We start from the raw sequence: 18106 nt of genomic DNA, 5'->3' as shown, positions 1-18106 counted from the left end.
GACCGCGGACCGCCCCGGCGAGGATCTGCCGCCCCGCCCGCGCGGCCGGACGCGTGTCGCCGCCGTGGCGACCGTCGGCTGGGCAGTCCTGTGGCTGGTCGTGCCGCTGGTGGTGCTCGTCCTCTGGTCGGTCCGCCCCGCCGGTCCGGGCAGCTGGACGCTGGCGGGCTATCGCGCGCTCACCCACGAGGTCAACGGCATGAGCCCGATGGCCTCCGGGGGTCTGTCGTTGCTCACCGCGACCGTCGCCGCGGCGCTGGCCTTTTTGATCGGACTGAACTTCGCCGTGGTCGTGACCCGGCTGCGCGGCCCGGCGCGGGCGCTGGGCGAGCTGACGGCCGCCCTGCCGCTCGGGGTGAGCGCGGTGACCCTGGGCTTCGGCTACTACCTGGCCCTCGCGCACTGGCCGGCGCGGGTGGCCAACTCGTGGATCGTGATCGCCGTGGTCCAGGCGTTGGTCGTGGTGCCGATAGTGATCCGGGTGGCCGTGCCCGCCCTGGAATCGGTGCCGATCGGGTTGACCGGTGCGGCTCGCTCGCTGGGGGCCGGCCCGGTGCGCGTCTTCGGCACCGTGGAGCTTCCCGTCGTCCGACGGTCCCTCGGCGCGGCCGCCGGCTTCGCCTTCATCCTGAGCCTCGGCGAGTTCGGGGCGACGAGCTTTCTCGTCCGGCCCGACACGACGACCCTGCCGGTCATGATCGGCACGGCGCTGAGCCGGCCCGGCGAGGCCAACTTCGCCGTCGCCATGGCCTGCTCGGTCGTGCTGGTGGCGGCCACCGCGGTCGCCGTGGCCGTCGTCGAAGCCGTTCGGCCCAACGCGGGAGCACTGCTATGACCCTCGAACTGCGCGGCGTCGACATCGCCTTCGACGGCCGGCGCGTCGTGCACGACGTGACGCTGACCGTGTCTGCCGGGGCGGAGGCGGCCGGCCCGGTGACCGCGATCCTCGGGCCGTCCGGCTGCGGCAAGTCCACCCTGCTGCGCGCGGTCGCCGGGCTCGTGCCGCTCGCGGCGGGATCGATCTCCTTCGACGGTCAGGACCTCGCCGCGGTGCCGCCGCACCGTCGCGACTTCGGCATGGTCTTCCAGGACGCACAGCTGTTCCCCGGCAGGTCGGTCGCGGCGAACGTCGCCTACGGGCTGCGCGCCCGACGCTGGTCCCGGGAGCTGATCGGCGAGCGCGTCGCCGAGATGCTCGACCTGGTGCGCCTGCCGGGCTCGATCGACCGCCGCGTCGACGACCTGTCCGGCGGCCAGGCGCAGCGCGTAGCCCTGGCCCGCGCCCTGGCCCCCCGCCCGCGACTGTTGCTGCTGGACGAGCCGCTCGCGGCGCTGGACGCGAACCTGCGCAATCGCCTGGCCGACGACATCGTCGACATCGTGAACACGACCGGCACGCCGGCGATCGTCGTCACCCACGACCACGACGAGGCCGCCACAATGGGCGACGAGGTGGTGGTGATGCGCGAGGGCTCGATCGTCGCGGCGGACACCGCGGCGCGGGTGTGGCGCTACCCGCCCGACGAATGGGCCGCCCACTTCCTCGGCTGGGAGCACCTGTTGCCGGCCGAGCACGTGGGCGGGGTCGTGCACACCGAACTCGGCGACCTGCGTGCCGATGAGCTGGGCATCGCCGCCGATGAGCGGGTCGCCGCCGTCGCGATCCGCGCCGGGTCGCTGCGCGCGCGCCGGACCTCGTCGGGCGCGGCGACCGTCCTACCGGTGCGACGGGTGCGCGTGCTGCCCGACCGCACCCACGTGATCCTGGACGGATCGTCGCTGGCCACACCGGTCGACGAGCTCGGCGCACTCGTCGACGACGGGGACGGGCCGCCGCCGTCGCCCGGGGAGACGATGGCGGTGACGCTGGTCGGCACGCGCACCGGCCTCATCCGGGCGACCCGCGGCTGATGGCGTCGCGGATCGTGGTGGCCGGCGCCGTCGTGCGCCAGGCGGCCGACGGTGCCCGGCTGTTGATGGCGCAGCGGTCCTATCCGGCCGACCTCGCCGGACTGTGGGAACTGCCCGGCGGCAAGGCCGAACCGGGGGAGAGCGATGAGCAGGCTCTGGTGCGCGAGCTGCACGAGGAGCTGGGCATCGTCGTCGCGCCCGGAGAGTCCGTCGGGGCCGACGTCGCGCTCGGCGATGATCTGGTCCTGCGGGCCTATCGGGCCGACTGGGTGTCGGGGGAGCCGACCGCCCTGGAGCACCGGGCCGTCGCCTGGCTCAGCGCCGAGGAGGTCCGACGGCTGGCCGCAGACGGTGCGATCGTGCCCGCCGACGCCGGATGGGTGCCCGAGCTGACGGCGCTGCTCAGGCTGCGCGGGCCTTCTTGATGGCCTTCTCGAGCTTCTTGCGGGGCATCGACTCGACGTCCAGCTTCTGCAACCGGTGCACGACGACCGGGCAGCGCATGCAGCGAACGTCCTTGCGGCAGCACTTCTTCTTGGGCTTCATGTGGCGCAGTTTCGCCGCGCTCTTCTTGCTGCCCATGTCCTTCAAATTAGCATAGGGATACCTAAGCGCAGAGGGATCGTCGGGAAGTGAGCGACGTCTCACCCGGGCCCGTCGATTCTGACCACGGGTGCCTGCGCCGTTAGAATCACAAGGTTGGCGACGGCGTCGACCGTCCCATTACCTTCGCCGCCCGCGAATCCGCCCGGCCCATCTTCAGAAAGTCCTGCCTGTGAGCGCTGCTCGAAACTTCCGCAACGTCGCGATCGTCGCGCACGTCGACCACGGGAAGACCACCCTCGTCGACGCGATGCTCCGCCAGTCCGGCGCCTTCGCCGAGCGCGCCGAACTCGTCGACCGGGTCATGGACTCCGGCGACCTCGAACGCGAGAAGGGCATCACCATTCTCGCCAAGAACACCGCGGTCCACCGTCGCCAGCCCGACGGCACCGAGGTCATCATCAACGTGATCGACACGCCGGGCCACGCCGACTTCGGCGGTGAGGTCGAGCGCGGCCTCTCCATGGTCGACGGCGTCGTGCTGCTGGTCGACGCGTCGGAGGGCCCGCTGCCGCAGACCCGCTTCGTCATGCGCAAGGCGCTGGCGGCCGCGCTGCCGGTGATCCTCGTGGTGAACAAGACCGACCGCCCCGACGCGCGCATCGACGAGGTCGTCCACGAGGCGCAGGACCTGCTGCTGGACCTGGCCTCCGACCTCGAGGACGAGGAGGCCAGCCAGGCCGCCGAGCTCGCCCTCGAACTCCCGGTGCTCTACGCGTCCGGCCGCGCCGGCGTCGCGTCGATGACCAAGCCCGCCGACGGCTCGGTGCCCGACGGGGACAACCTCGACCCCTTCTTCGACGTCCTCATGGAGCACGTCCCGGCGCCCAAGGGCGACCCCGCAGCCCCGCTGCAGGCGCACGTCACCAACCTGGACGCCTCGGACTTCCTGGGCCGCCTGGCGCTCGTGCGCATCCACAACGGAACGCTGCGCAAGGGCCAGCAGGTGTCGTGGTGCCGCGAGGTCGACGGCGAGCCGGTCATCGAGAAGGCCAAGATCACCGAACTGCTGGCCACCGTCGGCGTCGACCGGCAGCCCGCCGAGGAGGCCGTCGCCGGTGACATCGTCGCCGTGGCCGGCATGCCCGAGATCATGATCGGCGACACCCTCGCCGACCCGGACAACCCCGAGCCGCTGCCGCGCATCACCGTCGACGAGCCCGCCATCTCGGTCACCATCGGCACCAACTCCTCGCCGCTCGCCGGCAAGGTCTCCGGTCACAAGCTGACCGCCCGCATGGTCAAGACCCGCCTGGAGTCCGAGCTGATCGGCAACGTGTCGCTGCGCGTCGTCGACATCGGCCGCCCGGACGCGTGGGAGGTGCAGGGCCGCGGTGAGCTGGCGCTGGCCATCCTCGTCGAGCAGATGCGCCGCGAGGGCTTCGAGCTCACCGTCGGCAAGCCGCAGGTCGTGACGCAGCAGATCGACGGCAAGCTGCACGAGCCGTTCGAGCACCTGACCATCGACGTGCCCGAGGAATACCTGGGCGCCGTCACCCAGCTCCTGGCCGCCCGCAAGGGCCGCATGGACCACATGGCGACCAACGCCCACGGCTGGGTCCGGATGGAGTTCATCGTGCCGAGCCGCGGCCTGATCGGCTTCCGCACGGACTTCCTCACCGAGACCCGCGGCACTGGCATCGCCAACGCGGTGTTCGACGGCTACGCGCCGTGGGCCGGGGAGATCCGCGCCCGCCACAGCGGCTCGCTGGTCAGCGACCGGCAGGGCTCGGTGACCCCGTACGCGATGATCCAGCTCGCCGACCGCGGCACCTTCTTCGTCGATCCGGGCGACGACACCTACGAGGGCCACGTCGTCGGCATCAATCCGCGCGCCGAGGATCTGGACATCAACGTGACGCGCGAGAAGAAGCTGACCAACATGCGCCAGTCGTCGGCCGATGTCATGGAGACCCTGGCCAAGCCGATGCAGCTCGACCTCGAGGGCGCCATGGAGTTCTGTGCGGCCGACGAGTGTGTCGAGGTGACCCCCGAGGTTGTGCGGGTGCGTAAGGTTCATCTGGACGCGACGACGCGCGCCCGCGAGCGTTCGCGGGCCAAGGCGCGCGACGCGAACGTGTGACGACGAAGGTGTGACGATCGGGGAGGCGTAGGTGCGCAAGGCGGTTTTCGGTGTCGTGCCGATCGCGGCCGCGATGCTGCTCGTCGGGGGCTGCATGGCGTCCCCGCCGCCGCCGGTCCAGCCCAGCGCGCCACCGCCGGTGCAGGCCGAGTACCCCACCGAGAAGACGATCTACGTCGCCACCGATTCGATCGGCGCCGGGTTCAACCCGCACGTGGCGTCCGACCAGTCACCGGTGACCACCGCGGTCGGCACGCTGACGCTGCCCAGCGCCTTCGACCCGGTCCCCACGCCGGACGGCGGCCTGGAGTGGCGGCTGTCCGAGGCGCTGCTGACCTCGGCCGAGGTGACCTCCACCGCGCCGTTCAAGGTGACCTACAAGATCCAGACCAATGCGCAGTGGTCCGATGGACTGCCCATCACCGGCGACGACTTCGCCTACCTGTGGCAGCAGATGTCGCGGCAGCCGAACGCCGTCGCCCCGGCCGGCTACCGACTGATCGATGCGGTGCAGACCGGGTCGGGCGGCAAGTCGGTGGTCGTGACCTTCGCCCGCGAGTATCCGCAGTGGCGCGAACTGTTCCGCTCGCTGCTGCCCAGCCACATCCTCCGGGCGCTGCCCAACGGCTTTCAGACCGGCATGGACTCGGGCAAGCCGGTCTCCGGCGGACCGTTCGCCATCGTCGGCATCGACCTCGCCCGCGACGAGGTGCGCCTGGTGCGCAACGACCGTTTCTGGCAGGAGCCCGCCGACCTCGACCAGATCGTGTTCCGGCGCCCGGGCACCCAGTCGCAGACAGTGCAATCGGTGCGCACCGGTGATTCGGCGCTGGGTGTGGTCAGTGCCGGGCCGGCGCAAGAACAGCTGCTGTCCTCGATTCCGGGGTCGGTCTCGCGCCGCAACCTGGAGGCGCGCGTGCTGGACGTGCACGTCAACAGCCGGTCGTCGTCGATGCGCCAGCAGCCGGTGCGCGCGGCGATCCTGGGCATGATCAACGCCGACCTGGTGCGCTACGCCGCGGCCGGCGACGACGACGTCGCGCCGTTCTCGAACACGGTGTACTCGCCGTCGGACCCCGGGTACTACAACCCGGGTCGGGCCCGCCCGAGCGTCGACAGCATCGACGCGCTGCTCGCCTCCGCCGGATACCGCCGCGGCGAGCCCGTCCAGCGACCGGCGCCATCGCCGGACCCCGAAGCGCCGTCGCCGTCCCCGTCGGCCCCTCCGTCGACGTCACCGGCCCCGGTCAAGCCGCGGCCGCCGGTGCCCGGCAAGCCCCGGGTCCCCGGGCCGTCGCCATCGTCATCGATGCCGCCGTCGACGCCGACGGCCAAGACCGAGTCGCGGGACAAGCAGATCCCCGTCGGCGTCGCCCCGGTCCTCAAGGGCGACCAGCAGCTGCAGGTGCGCATCGGTGCGGTGGCGACCGATCCGCGCACGGTGGCGGCCGCCGCGGCGATCGCCGACCAGCTGCGCGCGTCGGGCGTGCTCGCGACCGTCGTGAAGCTGTCCAACAGTGAGCTGTACGGCTCGGCGCTGACCGGATCGCGCGTCGACCTGATCGTCGGCTGGTCCGACGCGGGCGTCGCCCCGGCCACCGCGCTGGCCTCGCTCGTCGATTGCGACCAGCCCAAGAAGGGCACCGACTCCGGCGACTCGGGGCAGCTGAAGGCGACCTACACCAGCAACATCTCCGGTCTGTGCGACGTCCCGCTGATCGACATCGCGCGGCAGGCGCTGGCCGCGCCGGACCCGTCCGGCCTGCTGTACCAGGCGGAGGGCCTGTTGGCCGACGCGTCGATCTACCTGCCGATCTACCAGGACTCGTCGCTGGTCGTCGTCACCGACGAGGTGACGGGCGTGCCGCTGACCGGACCCGTGCAGACCTCGATCTTCGCCGACGCCCCGCGGTGGGCACAGCGGTGACGCGCACCGGATCCGGTCGGGCGGCTCGCCGCCTGCTGCTCGTGCACGCCCACCCCGACGACGAGTCGCTGATGACCGGCGGCACCATCGCCCGCTACCTGGCCGAGGGGGTGGACGTCGTGGTGGTGACGTTCACGCTCGGCGAGGAGGGCGAGGTCATCGGGGAGCGTTGGGCCGGCCTCGTGGCCGACGGCGGTGCCGACCAGCTGGGCGGGTTCCGGATCGGGGAGTTGAGCGCCGCCCTGGCCGCGCTCAGCCCGCCGGGCGCACCGCCCCTGCAGCCGCGCTTCCTCGGCGGCGCGGGCCGCTGGCGGGACTCGGGAATGGCCGGGTCGGCCGCCGCCGAGCACCCCCGAGCCCTGGTGAGCGCCCCGCTGGACGAACCCGTCGCCGCGCTGCTCGCCGAGCTGGCCGCCCTCGACCCCCAGGTCGTGGTCACCTATGACGAGGCCGGCACCTACGGCCATCCCGATCATCGGCGCGTGCACGAGGTGACCGCCGCGGCGATCGCCCGGCACGTCGAGTCGACCGGACGCCCGGTCAAGGTTTACGAGTCGATCACCGAGGCGAGCGCCCTCGACGAGGGTTTGCGCGCCGCGGCCGATCGGGTGCCCACCGGCTGGCGGATGCCCGAGCCGGGCGAACTGCCGAGCTATCCCGACGACCAGATCACCGCGCAGATCGACGTCCGCGACGTGTACGACCGCAAGGTCGCCGCGCTCGCCGCGCACGCCACCCAGGTGACGGTCGCGCCGTCGGGCACCGAGTACGCCCTGTCCAACGACATCCTGCAGCCGATCGGCGCGGTGGAGCACTTCCGTCGGGTCGACGGCGCCGCCGCCGGGGGGCGCGAAACCGACCTGTTCGAGGGGTTGCCGTGAGATCCTCCGTCGAATCCTGGTTCTTCCTGGCCCTGCTGTTCGTCGACGGCGTCGTCGTCGGCATCCTCTCGGTCGCCTTCCTCAGCCCCTACATCGGCACGGTGCCGGTGCCGGTGGGCGTGCTGATCGCCGCGGTCGGCAACGCCGGTCTCGCCGTCCTCGCGTCCCGATTCGCCGACGGACCGCGCACCTGGCTGCCGGTCCTCGGCTGGATGGCGGTCGTGGTCGTGGCCATGACCGGACGGCCCGGCGGCAACGTGATGCTCGTCAACGATTGGCGCACGCCGCTGCTGTTGGTCGCGGGTCTGGCCGCCCCCGCGATGGTCGCGGGGATGGTCGGCACCAGGCGCCGGGTGGAGGCGGCCCGCCGACGGGACATCGAGCGCGCGGCGCGGGGGCGCTAGCATCGGGATGGTGACCGATGAACGCCCTACCGAGGCGGCGATGCGCCGGGCGCTGCGACGCGCCCGCGACGGCGCGACCCTCAACGTCGACGAGGCCACCGTGCTGCTGGCCGCCACCGGCGACGACCTGGTCGATCTGACCGCGAGCGCGGCGCGGGTGCGCGACGCCGGATTGGCCGCCGCCGGGCGCGACCGGCAGATCACCTATTCGCGCAAGGTCTTCATCCCGTTGACGCACCTGTGTCGGGATCGCTGCCACTACTGCACGTTCGTGACGGTGCCCGGCAAACTCGCCGCCCAGGGCAAGGGCATGTACCTCGAGATCGACGAGGTCCTCGAGATCGCCCGTGCCGGCGCGGCGCTGGGGTGCAAGGAGGCGCTGTTCACCCTCGGCGACCGTCCCGAGGACCGGTGGCCGCAGGCCGCGCAGTGGCTCGACGAGCGGGGCTACGACTCGACGCTGCAATACGTGCGCGCCGCGGCGATCCGCGTGCTCGAGGAGACCGGTCTGCTGCCGCACCTCAACCCCGGCGTCATGTCGTGGGAGGAGATCTCCCGACTCAAGCCGGTCGCCCCGTCGATGGGGATGATGCTCGAGACCACCTCGCGGCGACTCTTCGAGGAGAAGGGCCAGGCGCACTACGGCAGCCCGGACAAGGACCCGAACGTCCGGATGCAGGTGCTCACCGACGCCGGGCGGCTGTCGGTGCCGTTCACCACCGGCATCCTCGTCGGGATCGGGGAGGACCGCCGCGAGCGGGCCGAGTCGATCATGGCGATCCGGGCCAGCCACAAGGCCTTCGGGCACATCCAAGAAGTCATCGTGCAGAACTTCCGGGCCAAGCCGGACACGGCGATGCGTTCGGTGCCCGACGCCGATCTGGCCGAGTACCGCGCCGCGATCGCCGTCACGCGACTGCTGCTGGGGCCCGCCATGCGGGTGCAGGCGCCGCCGAACCTCGTCGACGCCGGCGAGTGCGCCGACCTGATCGCGGCCGGGATCGACGACTGGGGCGGGGTGTCGCCGCTGACCCCCGACCACGTGAACCCGGAACGGCCGTGGCCCAACCTGGACACCCTCGCCGAGATCACCGCGAACAGCGGCTTCACCCTCACCGAGCGGCTCACCGCGCAACCGCCATACGTGCAGGCGGGCTCGCCGTGGATCGACCCGCGCGTCGCCGGGCACGTGCGCGCGCTCGCCGACCCCGAGACGGGGTTGGCCGCCGACGGGGCGATGCCGGTCGGGATGCCGTGGCAGGAGCCCGACGAGGAGTGGGAGTCCACCGGCCGCGTCGACCTGAACACCGAGATCGACGGGGAGGGGCGGCGCACCGAGACGCGCAGCGACCTGGGCTCGGCCTTCGGCGACTGGGAGACCGTCCGCGGCCAGGTCGCGGCACTGGCCGACGCCGAATCCGGTGCACCGAGCCGCCTGTCGTCGGAGGTGGCCGCCGCGCTGCGCCACGCCGAGAAGGACCCCGCCGGCTGCAGCGACGACGACTACCTGGCCCTGGCCACCGCCGACGGGGACGACCTCGAGGCGCTGGTGGCCCTGGCCGACTCGATCCGCGCCGACGTGGTGGGCCCCGACGTCACCTACGTCGTCAACCGGAACATCAACTTCACCAACATCTGCTACACCGGCTGCCGGTTCTGCGCCTTCGCGCAGCGCAAGGGTGACGCCGACGCCTTCACACTGTCGGCCGACGAGGTCGCCGACCGCGCCTGGGAGGCGCACGTCGCCGGTGCGACCGAGGTCTGCATGCAGGGCGGCATCGACCCCGAACTGCCGGTGACCGGGTACGCGGACCTGGTCCGCGCCGTGAAGGCGCGGGTCCCGTCGATGCACGTCCACGCCTTCAGCCCGATGGAGGTCGTCAACGGGGCCTCCCGCGGCGGGCAGTCCGTCCAGGACTGGCTCGTCGCGCTGCGCGAGGCGGGGCTGGACACGATCCCCGGCACCGCCGCCGAGATCCTCGACGACGAGGTCCGCTGGGTCCTGACGAAGGGCAAGCTGCCCACGGCGACCTGGATCGAGGTCATCAGCACCGCCCACCGCGTGGGGCTGCGGTCCAGTTCGACGATGATGTACGGCCACGTCGACGCCCCGCGGCACTGGGTCGGCCACCTCAACATCCTGCGGTCCATCCAGGATGACACCGGCGGGTTCACCGAGTTCGTGCCGCTGCCCTTCGTGCACCAGAGTTCGCCGCTCTACCTGGCCGGCGCCTCCCGCCCCGGCCCGACTCAGCGCGACAACCGCGCCGTCCACGCGCTGGCGCGGGTGATGCTGCACGGCCGCATCGACAACATCCAGACCAGCTGGGTCAAGCTCGGCGTGGAGGGGACCCGCGCCATGCTCACCGGCGGTGCCAACGACCTCGGCGGCACCCTCATGGAGGAGACGATCTCCCGGATGGCCGGGTCGATGCACGGCTCGGAGAAGACCGTCGCCGAGCTCCACTCGATCGCCGACGGCATCGGCCGGCCCGCCCGGCAGCGGACCACCGAGTACGGGCGCGTGGAGGGCGGCAAAGGTGATCCCCGCCATGCTCGCGGTGCCCCGATTTCGCTGGCCAGCGCGCATGACTGATAATCGTTAGTCGAAGACTTCAGCTTTCCCAGGCGGCGCGGTTCAGCCCAACAACCGCTCCGCCCGGCGCCGATTCTGATTCCGGCGTCGTGACCCGTCATCGGTAAGGAGACCGTGGTGACCTACATCATCGCCGAGCCCTGTGTGGACGTCATGGACAAGGCTTGTGTCGAGGAGTGTCCGGTCGACTGCATCTACGAGGGCGGCCGCAGCCTCTACATCCAGCCCGACGAGTGCGTCGACTGCGGTGCGTGCGAGCCGGTCTGCCCGGTCGAGGCGATCTTCTACGAGGACGACGTCCCCGACGAGTGGGAGCCGTACACCGCGGCCAACGTCGACTTCTTCGACGACCTCGGTTCGCCGGGCGGTGCCTCCAAGGTGGGCAAGGTCGACTACGACCCGCCGTTCATCAAGGAATTGCCCCCGATGGGCGAGGACTGAGCGGCGAGATGGCGGTCGCAGGGGTCTCCGACGGCGGGCGGCGGCGCGTGAGCGCGGCACTCCCGGATTTCCCGTGGGACACCATCGCCGGCGCCCGCGCCACCGCCGCGGCACATCCGGGCGGCCTCGTCGACCTGTCGGTCGGCACGCCGGTCGACCCGGTGGACCCGCTCATCCGCCGTGCCCTCGACGCGGCGGCGCAGTTCCCCGGCTACCCGACGACCATCGGCACCCCGGAGCTGCGCGGGGCCGCGGCCGCCGCGCTCGCCCGGCGCTACGGCACCGTCGAGCTCGGCGGCGACCAGATCCTGCCGGTGATCGGCACCAAAGAGGCGATCGCCGGGATTTGCACCACGCTGGGTCTGGGAGCCGGGTCCACCGTCGTGATCCCGGAGGTGGCGTACCCGACCTACGAGGTGAGCGCGATCCTCGCCGGCGCGCACTCGGTGCGGGCCGATTCCACCGGGATCGCCGCGGGCTCCGACGCCGCACTGGTGTTCCTCAACTCGCCGTCGAACCCGACCGGCGCGGTGATGGGCGTCGACGAACTGCGGGCGGTGGTGGCCTGGGCGCGCGAGCGCGGCGCGATCGTCGTCTCCGACGAGTGCTACCTGGGCCTGGCGTGGGAGGCCGAGCCGGTCTCGGTGCTGGACCCGCGCGTGTGCGACGGCGACGTCAGCGGTCTGATCGCGGTGCACTCGCTGTCGAAGATCTCCAATCTGGCGTCCTACCGGGCGGGCTTCTTCGCCGGCGACGCCGAGCTCATCGCCGAGCTGCTCGCGGTGCGCAAGCACTCGGGCCTGATGGTGCCGTTCCCGATCCAGGCCGCGATGACCGCCGCCCTGGGCGATGACCGTCACGTCGACGAGCAGGCGGACAAGTACCGCGCCCGTCGCGAGGTGCTCAAGCCCGCCGTCATCGAGGCCGGGCTCCGCGTCGACCACTCCGAGGCGGGGCTGTACCTGTGGGCGACCCGCGACGAGGACGCACGGGTGACCCACCACTGGCTTGCCGAGCGGGGCATCCTCGCCGCGCCGGGCGACTTCTACGGACCTGCCGGCGCCACGCACGTGCGCATCGCGCTCACCGCCACCGACGAGCAGATCGCCGAAGCGGCCGAGCGCCTGTCACTCGGCTGAACCGGCGGGTCCGCCGTACGTCGAGCCCGGGATGTGGGCTCGATCGACGGCACTATCGGCGGCCGCGCACCAGGGCGACCGCGAACCCGTCCCACCCCTTGACCCCGACGGTCTGGATCGCGGTCGCATCCAACCGGGGATCGCTGCCGAGCATCTCCAGCGCCCGCCGCGTGCCGTCCCCGTCGGGACCCTCCTCGTCGATGCGGCGGACCACGTTGTCGACGACGATCACCGCGCCCGGCTCGGTCAGCGTCAGCGCCCACTCGAGATAGTCCGGGTTGTGTGACTTGTCGGCGTCCAGGAACACCAGGTCGAACGGTCCGGTCACCTTGGGCAACGTCTCCAGCGCGGGCCCGACACGGATCTCGACCCGGTCGTCGAGCCCGGCCTTCGCCAGGCTCGCCGCGGCGACGTCGGCGTGCTTCTGCTCGGATTCGAGGCTCACCACCAGACCATCGGCGCCGACCGCGCGGGCCAGCCACGCCGTGCTGTAGCCGCCCAGCGTCCCGACCTCCAGCACGCGCCGGGCCCCCGCGATCCGCGCGAACAGGTAGAGCAGCTTGCCCTGGTTGGGGGAGACCGCGATGTCGGGCAGCCCGCCCGCGTCCTGCGCCGCCCGGATCGCGTCGAGGCCGACCGCGTCGCCGGCGACCGTGCGCGTCAGATACTCATCGGTCTGCGTCCAGCGCTGCGCATCGTCCATGGTGCTCACGCTACGCCCGCGCCCGGTGGCTAGGGCAGCACCGAGAGCAGCTCGGTGGCCGGACCCGCCGCGGTCTGCTCGTAGTCGGCCGCCGCGGTGAACACCGCGATCTCCGACTGCAGGCGGCCCATGGCTCAGTCGTTCTGGTGAAGCGCCGCGTTGAGGGCGATGCCGTCGCCCTTCCACGGCACGACCTCGACGGCGCCGGTGGTGCTGTTGCGGCGGAACAGGATGTTGGACTGACCGGCCAGGTCGCGCGCCTTGACCTCGGTGCCGTCCGGTCCGACGACCTTGGTGCCCGCGGTGACGTACAGGCCTGCCTCGATGACGCAGTCGTCGCCGAGCGGGATGCCGCAACCGGAGTTCGCGCCGAGCAGGCAGCGTTTGCCGAGGGAGATGATCTCCTTGCCGCCGCCGGACAGCGTGCCCATCGTCGACGCGCCGCCACCGATGTCCGAACCGTCCCCGACGACGACGCCGGCCGAGATGCGTCCCTCGACCATCGAGGCGCCCAGCGTGCCGGCGTTGAAGTTCACGAAGCCCTCGTGCATGACGGTGGTCCCGTCGGCCAGGTGGGCGCCCAGGCGCACCCGGCTCGCGTCGCCGATGCGCACACCGGACGGGATCACGTAGTCGACCATGCGCGGGAACTTGTCGATCGATTCGACCGTCACGTTGCCGCGCGCGCGCAGCTTGGCGCGGACCTGCTCGAAGCCCTCGACCCGGCACGGCCCGAAGTTGGTCCAGACGACGTTGGCGAGCAGGCCGAATTGGCCGTCGAGGTTGATGCCGTGCGGCTCGACCAGTCGGTGCGAGAGCAGATGCAGGCGCAGGTACACGTCGTGGGCGTCGGTCGGGGCCGACGACAGGTCGACGATCGTGGTGCGCACGGCCACCGTCTTCACGCCGCGGTCGGCGTCGGCACCGACGAGCGGGGCGAGGTCGGCGGGGATGTCCCCACCGCTCAGCTGCGTCGTCCCCGACGACGAGACGACGCCCAGTTCGGGCTCGGGGAACCAGGTGTCCAGGACGGTCCCGGTGTCGTCCGTGATGGTGGCGATGCCGACTGCGAATGCTCCTTGGGTGCTCACGGTCGGCAATCCTACCGGTGCGCCCCGGTACGGTGAGCACCATGGTTTTGGACTTGCGCGCCGACCCGGCGGAGCTGACCGCGGCACTGATCGACATCCCCAGCGAGTCGCGCGACGAGGGCGTGATCGCCGACGCCGTCGAGGCCGCCCTGCGCGAGCAGACGTCGGGTTTCGAGATCATCCGCGACGGCAACCGGGTGCTCGCCCGGACGAATCTCGGCCGCGAGCGCCGCGTGCTGCTCGCCGGCCACCTCGACACGGTCCCCATCGCCGACAACGTGCCCCACCGGTGGGAGAAGCGGCGGGCGGGCGACATCATCCACGGCTGCGGCAGCGTCGACATGAAGTCCGGCGACGCGGTGTTCCTGCACCTCGCGGCCACTCTGGACAACCCGCGCCACGACCTCACCCTGGTCTTCTACGACTGCGAGGAGATCGCCGCCGAGTTCAACGGACTCGGCCGGATCGAGGAGCAGCTGCCACAGTGGCTCGAGGCCGACGTCGCCATCCTGGGCGAGCCCACCGGCGGGCTCATCGAAGCCGGCTGCCAGGGGACGCTGCGCGTCCGGGTCAGCACCACCGGCACGCGTGCCCACACCGCGCGCGCCTGGATGGGGGACAACGCCATCCACCGCCTCGGCGGACTACTCGAGACGCTGAGCGCCTATGAGCCGCGCCGCGTCGACATCGACGGCTGCGAGTACCGCGAGGGCCTGCAGGCGGTCGCACTGGGCGGCGGTGTCGCCGGGAACGTCGTCCCCGACGCGGCCAGCGTCGACATCAACTTCCGGTTCGCCCCCGACCGCACACCCGAGCAGGCGCTGGCACACGTGCGCGAGGTCATCGCGTCGGCACCCGGCGGATCGGAGTTGGGCGTCGAGCTGACCGACTGCGCCGCGGGCGCGCTGCCGGGACTGTCGAATCCGGCGGCCGCCGAACTCGTCGCCGCCGCCGACGGCAGGTTCCGCGCCAAGTACGGCTGGACCGACGTCTCGCGGCTCGCGGCGCGCGGGGTGCCGGCGGTCAACTTCGGCCCCGGCGACCCGAGCATCGCGCACATGCGCGACGAGCACGTGCCGGTGGAGCAGATCCACGGCGTCCACCGCGTGCTGCGCGACTATCTGACGGGCACCGCGTCATGACCGGGGCGGACCCGGGCCGCTATGTGGGCCCCACCTGGCTCAGCGGGCAGACCGAGGGGCTGGAGATCACCTCGGACCGCCGCCTGCTGAACCGTCGCCCGCCGCGGACCACCGACGAGCTGAACCAGCTGAAGATCGACGACTCGTGGCGCGTCCTGCGCATCCAGTCCGAGTTCGTCGCCGGCTTCGACGCCCTGCTGCGCCTGGAGGATGCGGTCACCGTGTTCGGCTCGGCGCGCACCCCGCTCGGTTCGGCGGGCTACGAACTCGGCGTCGAGCTGGGACGCGTCATCGGCGAGGCCGGGTACGCGCTGATCACCGGCGGTGGACCGGGGAGCATGGAGTCGGTCAACCGCGGTGCGCGCCAGGCCGGTGCCCTGTCGGTGGGCCTGGGCATCGAACTGCCGCACGAGCAGGGCCTCAACCCGTTCATCGACATCGGCATCAACTTCCGCTACTTCTTCGTGCGCAAGACGATGTTCGTGAAGTACAGCCAGGCCTTCGTCTGCCTGCCGGGCGGCTTCGGCACCCTCGACGAGCTCTTCGAGGCGCTGGTGCTCGTGCAGACCGAGAAGATCACGCTCTTCCCGATCGTCCTGGTCGGCCGCGAGTTCTGGGCCGGTCTGGTCGACTGGATCCGAATCCGCCTGGTCGACGAGGGGATGATCGACGCCGCCGACGGCAATCTCGTCACCGTCGTCGACACCCCGGCAGAGGTCGTGGGAGTGCTCGACGCCGCGCGGGCGGCCCGCGGGGGGAAGTCGTGAGTGCGATCTGCGTCTACTGTGCGTCCGGCCCGGTGCCGCAGCGCCACGTCGACCTGGCCCGCGACCTCGGCACCGCGCTCGGCGAGGCGGGACACACGCTCGTCAGCGGCGGCGGCAACGTCTCGATGATGGGTGCGGTGGCCGCTGCGACGCGCGCGGCCGGCGGCAAGACGATCGGGATCATCCCCGGCCACCTGGTCGACCGGGAGGCCGCCGACCACAACAGCGACGAGCTGATCGTCACCGACACGATGCGCGAGCGCAAACGGCTGATGGAGGTTCGCGCCGACGGGTTCATCACCCTCCCCGGCGGGATCGGCACCCTGGAGGAACTCTTCGAGACGTGGACCGGCGGCTTCCTCGGCGAGCACGACAAGCCGGTGGTACTGCTCGACGCCGACGGCTTCTACCAGCCGCTCCTGCGGTGGCTGGCCGACCTGCGGGGCGAGGGGTTCGTCGCCGATGCGGCGTTGGAGAAACTGCAGGTGGCCACTTCCATCCCGGATGCAGTGACCCGGGTTACCCGGCAGTAGGATGGCGGGGACCCGGGCGACTGGGTCGTGTGACCAAGACGTAGTGGACTAGGGGAAGACTCAATGGCGAGTTCGGTGGCAACGAAGAAGGTCGGGATCCTCGACCTGGCCAAGGGCGTGGTGGACATGGTCCCCACCGCGCCGCTGATGATCCGGCACGCGCCGGGGCTGATCCACAACCCCGCCGACAAGCAGAAGACGATCGGCGAGGTCTTCGCCCGCCATGCGGCCAAACATCCGTCGCGCCCCTTCGTCCGCTTCGAGGGGGAGTCGACGACCTATGGCGAGGCGAATGCCATCGTCAACCGCTATGCGGCGCAATTGGCCGCCGACGGCGTGGGCGTCGGTGACGTCGTCGCGCTCCTCGGCAAGAACTCGCCGACGTTCCTGTACCTGGCGCTCGCCACGGTCAAGCTCGGTGCCACCGCCGGGATGATGAACTACAACCAGCACGGTCACGTCGCGGACCACTCGATGAAGCTGATCGGCGCGAAAGTACTCGTCTTCGACCCCGAGTGCGCCGAGGCCGCGAACTCCATCTCCGCCGACTGCCTGCCCGAGCACGTGTACGACTACACCGCCTTCGACAAGGCCTGTGCCACCCGCCCGGCGACCAACCCCGCGGTCACCGCGACGCTCCCGGCCTCCACGAGCGCGTTCTACATCTTCACCTCCGGCACCACCGGGCTCCCCAAGGCGAGTGTCATGAGCCATCAGCGCTGGTTGGCCAACATGGCCGGCATCGGCGGCATGGCGGTCCGCCTGCGCAGCTCGGACACCATGTATGTGCCGCTGCCGCTGTACCACAACAACGCACTATCGGTCTCCCTTGGCGCGGTGCTCGCGGCGGGGGCCACGATCGCCATCGGCAAGCAGTTCTCCGCGTCGCGGTTCTGGGACGAGGTGACCCTCAACCGGGCGACCGCCTTCTGCTACATCGGCGAGCTGTGTCGCTACCTGCTCGCGCAGCCGCCGAAGCCGACCGACCGCACCCACGGCGTGCGCCTGGCCGTGGGCAACGGCATGCGCCCGGAGATCTGGGACGAATTCGCCGACCGCTTCAACATCAAGCGGATCGTCGAGTTCTACAGCGCCAGCGAGCTCAACCTCGCTTTCGTGAACGTCTTCAGCGTCGCCAAGACCGCCGGCTTCTGCCCGCTGCCGTTCAAGGTCGTCGACTACGACAACGAGACCGGTGAGCCCAAGCGCGATGCCGCCGGACGCCTGCGCGCGGTGCGCAAGGGCGAGCCCGGCCTGCTCATCGCCGGGATCAGCGACCGGGTGCCGCTCGACGGCTACACCGACTCGTCGGCGACCGAGAAGAAGATCATCCGCGACGGCTTCGCCGAGGGGGACGCCTGGTTCAACTCCGGCGACCTCGTCCGCGAGGTCGGCTGGGGCCACATCGCCTTCGTCGACCGACTCGGCGACACGTTCCGCTGGAAGGGCGAGAATGTCGCGACGACCGAGGTCGAGGGCGCCTTCGACGACATCGACGGCGTCGAGCAGGCCGTGGTCTACGGCGTGGAGGTGCCCGGCTGCGACGGCAAGGCGGGGATGGCGGCGGTCCAGCTGAAGGACGGGGCGGGTTTCGACGGCAAGGCGGTGGCCGCCCACCTGTACGAACAGCTGCCCGCCTACGCGATCCCGCTGTTCCTCCGACTCGTCCCGGAGGTTGAGGCGACCTCGACGTTCAAGAACCGCAAGGTCGAGTTGCGCGAGCAGGCGTTCACCGAGGTCGGCGACGATCCGCTGTACGTGCTCCGCGGCCAGGGCGAGGGCTATGTGGCGGCGTATGCCGACTACGCCGCCGACGTCGCCGCGGCCCGCGCGCCCCGCGGCTGACCGGCCCCGCGCCGGCGCCCGGTAGCGTGGATGAGGTGAG

General features: G+C 71.4%; 17 protein-coding genes. 14 read left to right on the top strand and 3 right to left on the bottom strand.

Translation table 11 applies throughout. The annotated features are described in order from the left end of the window. From QM634_RS13350 to QM634_RS13340, 3 genes are all read left to right on the top strand, one after another. A partial coding sequence (locus QM634_RS13350; protein WP_415043264.1) for an ABC transporter permease occupies positions 1 to 835 on the top strand: 835 nt, incomplete at its 5' end. After that, on the top strand, positions 832 to 1911 hold the full coding sequence (locus tag QM634_RS13345; RefSeq protein ID WP_415043263.1) for an ABC transporter ATP-binding protein: 1080 nt from the start codon (positions 832 to 834) through the stop codon (positions 1909 to 1911). The genes QM634_RS13350 and QM634_RS13345, both read left to right, overlap by 4 nt. Then, on the top strand, positions 1911 to 2336 hold the full coding sequence (locus tag QM634_RS13340) for a (deoxy)nucleoside triphosphate pyrophosphohydrolase (protein ID WP_415043262.1): 426 nt from the start codon (positions 1911 to 1913) through the stop codon (positions 2334 to 2336). The genes QM634_RS13345 and QM634_RS13340 overlap by 1 nt, the downstream gene beginning before the upstream one ends. Here the strand turns inward: QM634_RS13340 and QM634_RS13335 are convergent. Then, a complete protein-coding gene (locus tag QM634_RS13335) occupies positions 2314 to 2493 on the bottom strand; it encodes a hypothetical protein (RefSeq protein ID WP_415043261.1) in 180 nt (59 codons plus the stop codon). The two genes, QM634_RS13340 and QM634_RS13335, sit on opposite strands and share 23 nt — an antisense overlap. A gap of 193 nt (positions 2494 to 2686) precedes the next feature. On the opposite strand from QM634_RS13335, the gene typA reads away from it, so the two are divergent. The 7 genes from typA to dapC all read left to right on the top strand — a co-directional run bounded on the left by typA (position 2687) and on the right by dapC (position 11985). Continuing rightward, on the top strand, positions 2687 to 4597 hold the full coding sequence (gene typA, locus QM634_RS13330) for a translational GTPase TypA (protein ID WP_415043260.1): 1911 nt from the start codon (positions 2687 to 2689) through the stop codon (positions 4595 to 4597). Between the two features lie 73 nt (positions 4598 to 4670). After that, positions 4671 to 6524, top strand: a complete 1854-nt coding sequence (locus tag QM634_RS13325) for an ABC transporter family substrate-binding protein (RefSeq protein WP_415043265.1) — start codon at positions 4671 to 4673, stop codon at positions 6522 to 6524. After that, a complete protein-coding gene (gene mshB, locus QM634_RS13320; protein ID WP_415043259.1) occupies positions 6521 to 7405 on the top strand; it encodes an N-acetyl-1-D-myo-inositol-2-amino-2-deoxy-alpha-D-glucopyranoside deacetylase in 885 nt (294 codons plus the stop codon). The genes QM634_RS13325 and mshB overlap by 4 nt, the downstream gene beginning before the upstream one ends. Further along, on the top strand, positions 7402 to 7809 hold the full coding sequence (locus tag QM634_RS13315; RefSeq protein ID WP_415043258.1) for a hypothetical protein: 408 nt from the start codon (positions 7402 to 7404) through the stop codon (positions 7807 to 7809). Before mshB ends, QM634_RS13315 begins: the two co-directional genes overlap by 4 nt. Positions 7810 to 7816: 7 nt before the next feature. After that, entirely contained in the window at positions 7817 to 10405 is a 2589-nt protein-coding gene (locus QM634_RS13310; protein ID WP_415043257.1) for a bifunctional FO biosynthesis protein CofGH, read from the top strand. Positions 10406 to 10519: 114 nt separating this feature from the next. Continuing rightward, positions 10520 to 10846, top strand: a complete 327-nt coding sequence (gene fdxA, locus QM634_RS13305) for a ferredoxin (protein WP_415043256.1) — start codon at positions 10520 to 10522, stop codon at positions 10844 to 10846. 8 nt (positions 10847 to 10854) lie between these two features. Then, positions 10855 to 11985, top strand: coding sequence for a succinyldiaminopimelate transaminase (dapC, locus tag QM634_RS13300; protein WP_415043255.1), 1131 nt, complete (start codon positions 10855 to 10857; stop codon positions 11983 to 11985). 52 nt (positions 11986 to 12037) lie between these two features. Here the strand turns inward: dapC and QM634_RS13295 are convergent, their stop codons facing one another. Then, entirely contained in the window at positions 12038 to 12688 is a 651-nt protein-coding gene (locus QM634_RS13295; protein WP_415043254.1) for an O-methyltransferase, read from the bottom strand. Positions 12689 to 12822: 134 nt separating this feature from the next. Beyond that, positions 12823 to 13779 carry a 2,3,4,5-tetrahydropyridine-2,6-dicarboxylate N-succinyltransferase gene (dapD, locus tag QM634_RS13290; protein ID WP_415043253.1) on the bottom strand — a complete coding sequence of 319 codons (957 nt, stop codon included), beginning with the start codon at positions 13777 to 13779 and terminating at the stop codon, positions 12823 to 12825. Between the two features lie 41 nt (positions 13780 to 13820). On the opposite strand from dapD, the gene dapE reads away from it, so the two are divergent. From dapE to QM634_RS13270, 4 genes are all read left to right on the top strand, one after another. After that, entirely contained in the window at positions 13821 to 14921 is a 1101-nt protein-coding gene (dapE, locus tag QM634_RS13285) for a succinyl-diaminopimelate desuccinylase (protein ID WP_415043252.1), read from the top strand. Further along, a complete protein-coding gene (locus tag QM634_RS13280; RefSeq protein WP_415043251.1) occupies positions 14918 to 15688 on the top strand; it encodes a TIGR00730 family Rossman fold protein in 771 nt (256 codons plus the stop codon). Before dapE ends, QM634_RS13280 begins: the two co-directional genes overlap by 4 nt. Then, on the top strand, positions 15685 to 16221 hold the full coding sequence (locus tag QM634_RS13275) for a TIGR00730 family Rossman fold protein (protein ID WP_415043250.1): 537 nt from the start codon (positions 15685 to 15687) through the stop codon (positions 16219 to 16221). The genes QM634_RS13280 and QM634_RS13275 overlap by 4 nt, the downstream gene beginning before the upstream one ends. A 63-nt stretch (positions 16222 to 16284) precedes the next feature. Continuing rightward, positions 16285 to 18066: a long-chain-acyl-CoA synthetase gene (locus QM634_RS13270; protein ID WP_415043249.1), complete on the top strand. Its 1782-nt coding sequence runs from the start codon at positions 16285 to 16287 to the stop codon at positions 18064 to 18066. Positions 18067 to 18106 lie beyond the last annotated feature (40 nt).

Origin of the sequence: Gordonia sp. (in: high G+C Gram-positive bacteria) (assembly GCF_047606305.1) — a bacterium.
Lineage (GTDB): Bacteria > Actinomycetota > Actinomycetes > Mycobacteriales > Mycobacteriaceae > Gordonia.
Note: the sequence above shows the minus strand (reverse complement) of the source record. Positions and strands in the feature narration are given on the sequence as shown.

Coding starts and splice junctions, on each gene's coding strand:
- dapE (WP_415043252.1), top strand. CDS start 13,821: ATGGTTTTGGACTTGCGCGCCGACCCGGCGGAGCTGACCGCGGCACTG.
- QM634_RS13310 (WP_415043257.1), top strand. CDS start 7,817: ATGGTGACCGATGAACGCCCTACCGAGGCGGCGATGCGCCGGGCGCTG.
- dapC (WP_415043255.1), top strand. CDS start 10,855: ATGGCGGTCGCAGGGGTCTCCGACGGCGGGCGGCGGCGCGTGAGCGCG.
- QM634_RS13340 (WP_415043262.1), top strand. CDS start 1,911: ATGGCGTCGCGGATCGTGGTGGCCGGCGCCGTCGTGCGCCAGGCGGCC.
- QM634_RS13325 (WP_415043265.1), top strand. CDS start 4,671: ATGCTGCTCGTCGGGGGCTGCATGGCGTCCCCGCCGCCGCCGGTCCAG.
- QM634_RS13280 (WP_415043251.1), top strand. CDS start 14,918: ATGACCGGGGCGGACCCGGGCCGCTATGTGGGCCCCACCTGGCTCAGC.
- QM634_RS13335 (WP_415043261.1), bottom strand. CDS start 2,493: ATGGGCAGCAAGAAGAGCGCGGCGAAACTGCGCCACATGAAGCCCAAG.
- QM634_RS13345 (WP_415043263.1), top strand. CDS start 832: ATGACCCTCGAACTGCGCGGCGTCGACATCGCCTTCGACGGCCGGCGC.
- QM634_RS13295 (WP_415043254.1), bottom strand. CDS start 12,688: ATGGACGATGCGCAGCGCTGGACGCAGACCGATGAGTATCTGACGCGC.
- QM634_RS13270 (WP_415043249.1), top strand. CDS start 16,285: ATGGCGAGTTCGGTGGCAACGAAGAAGGTCGGGATCCTCGACCTGGCC.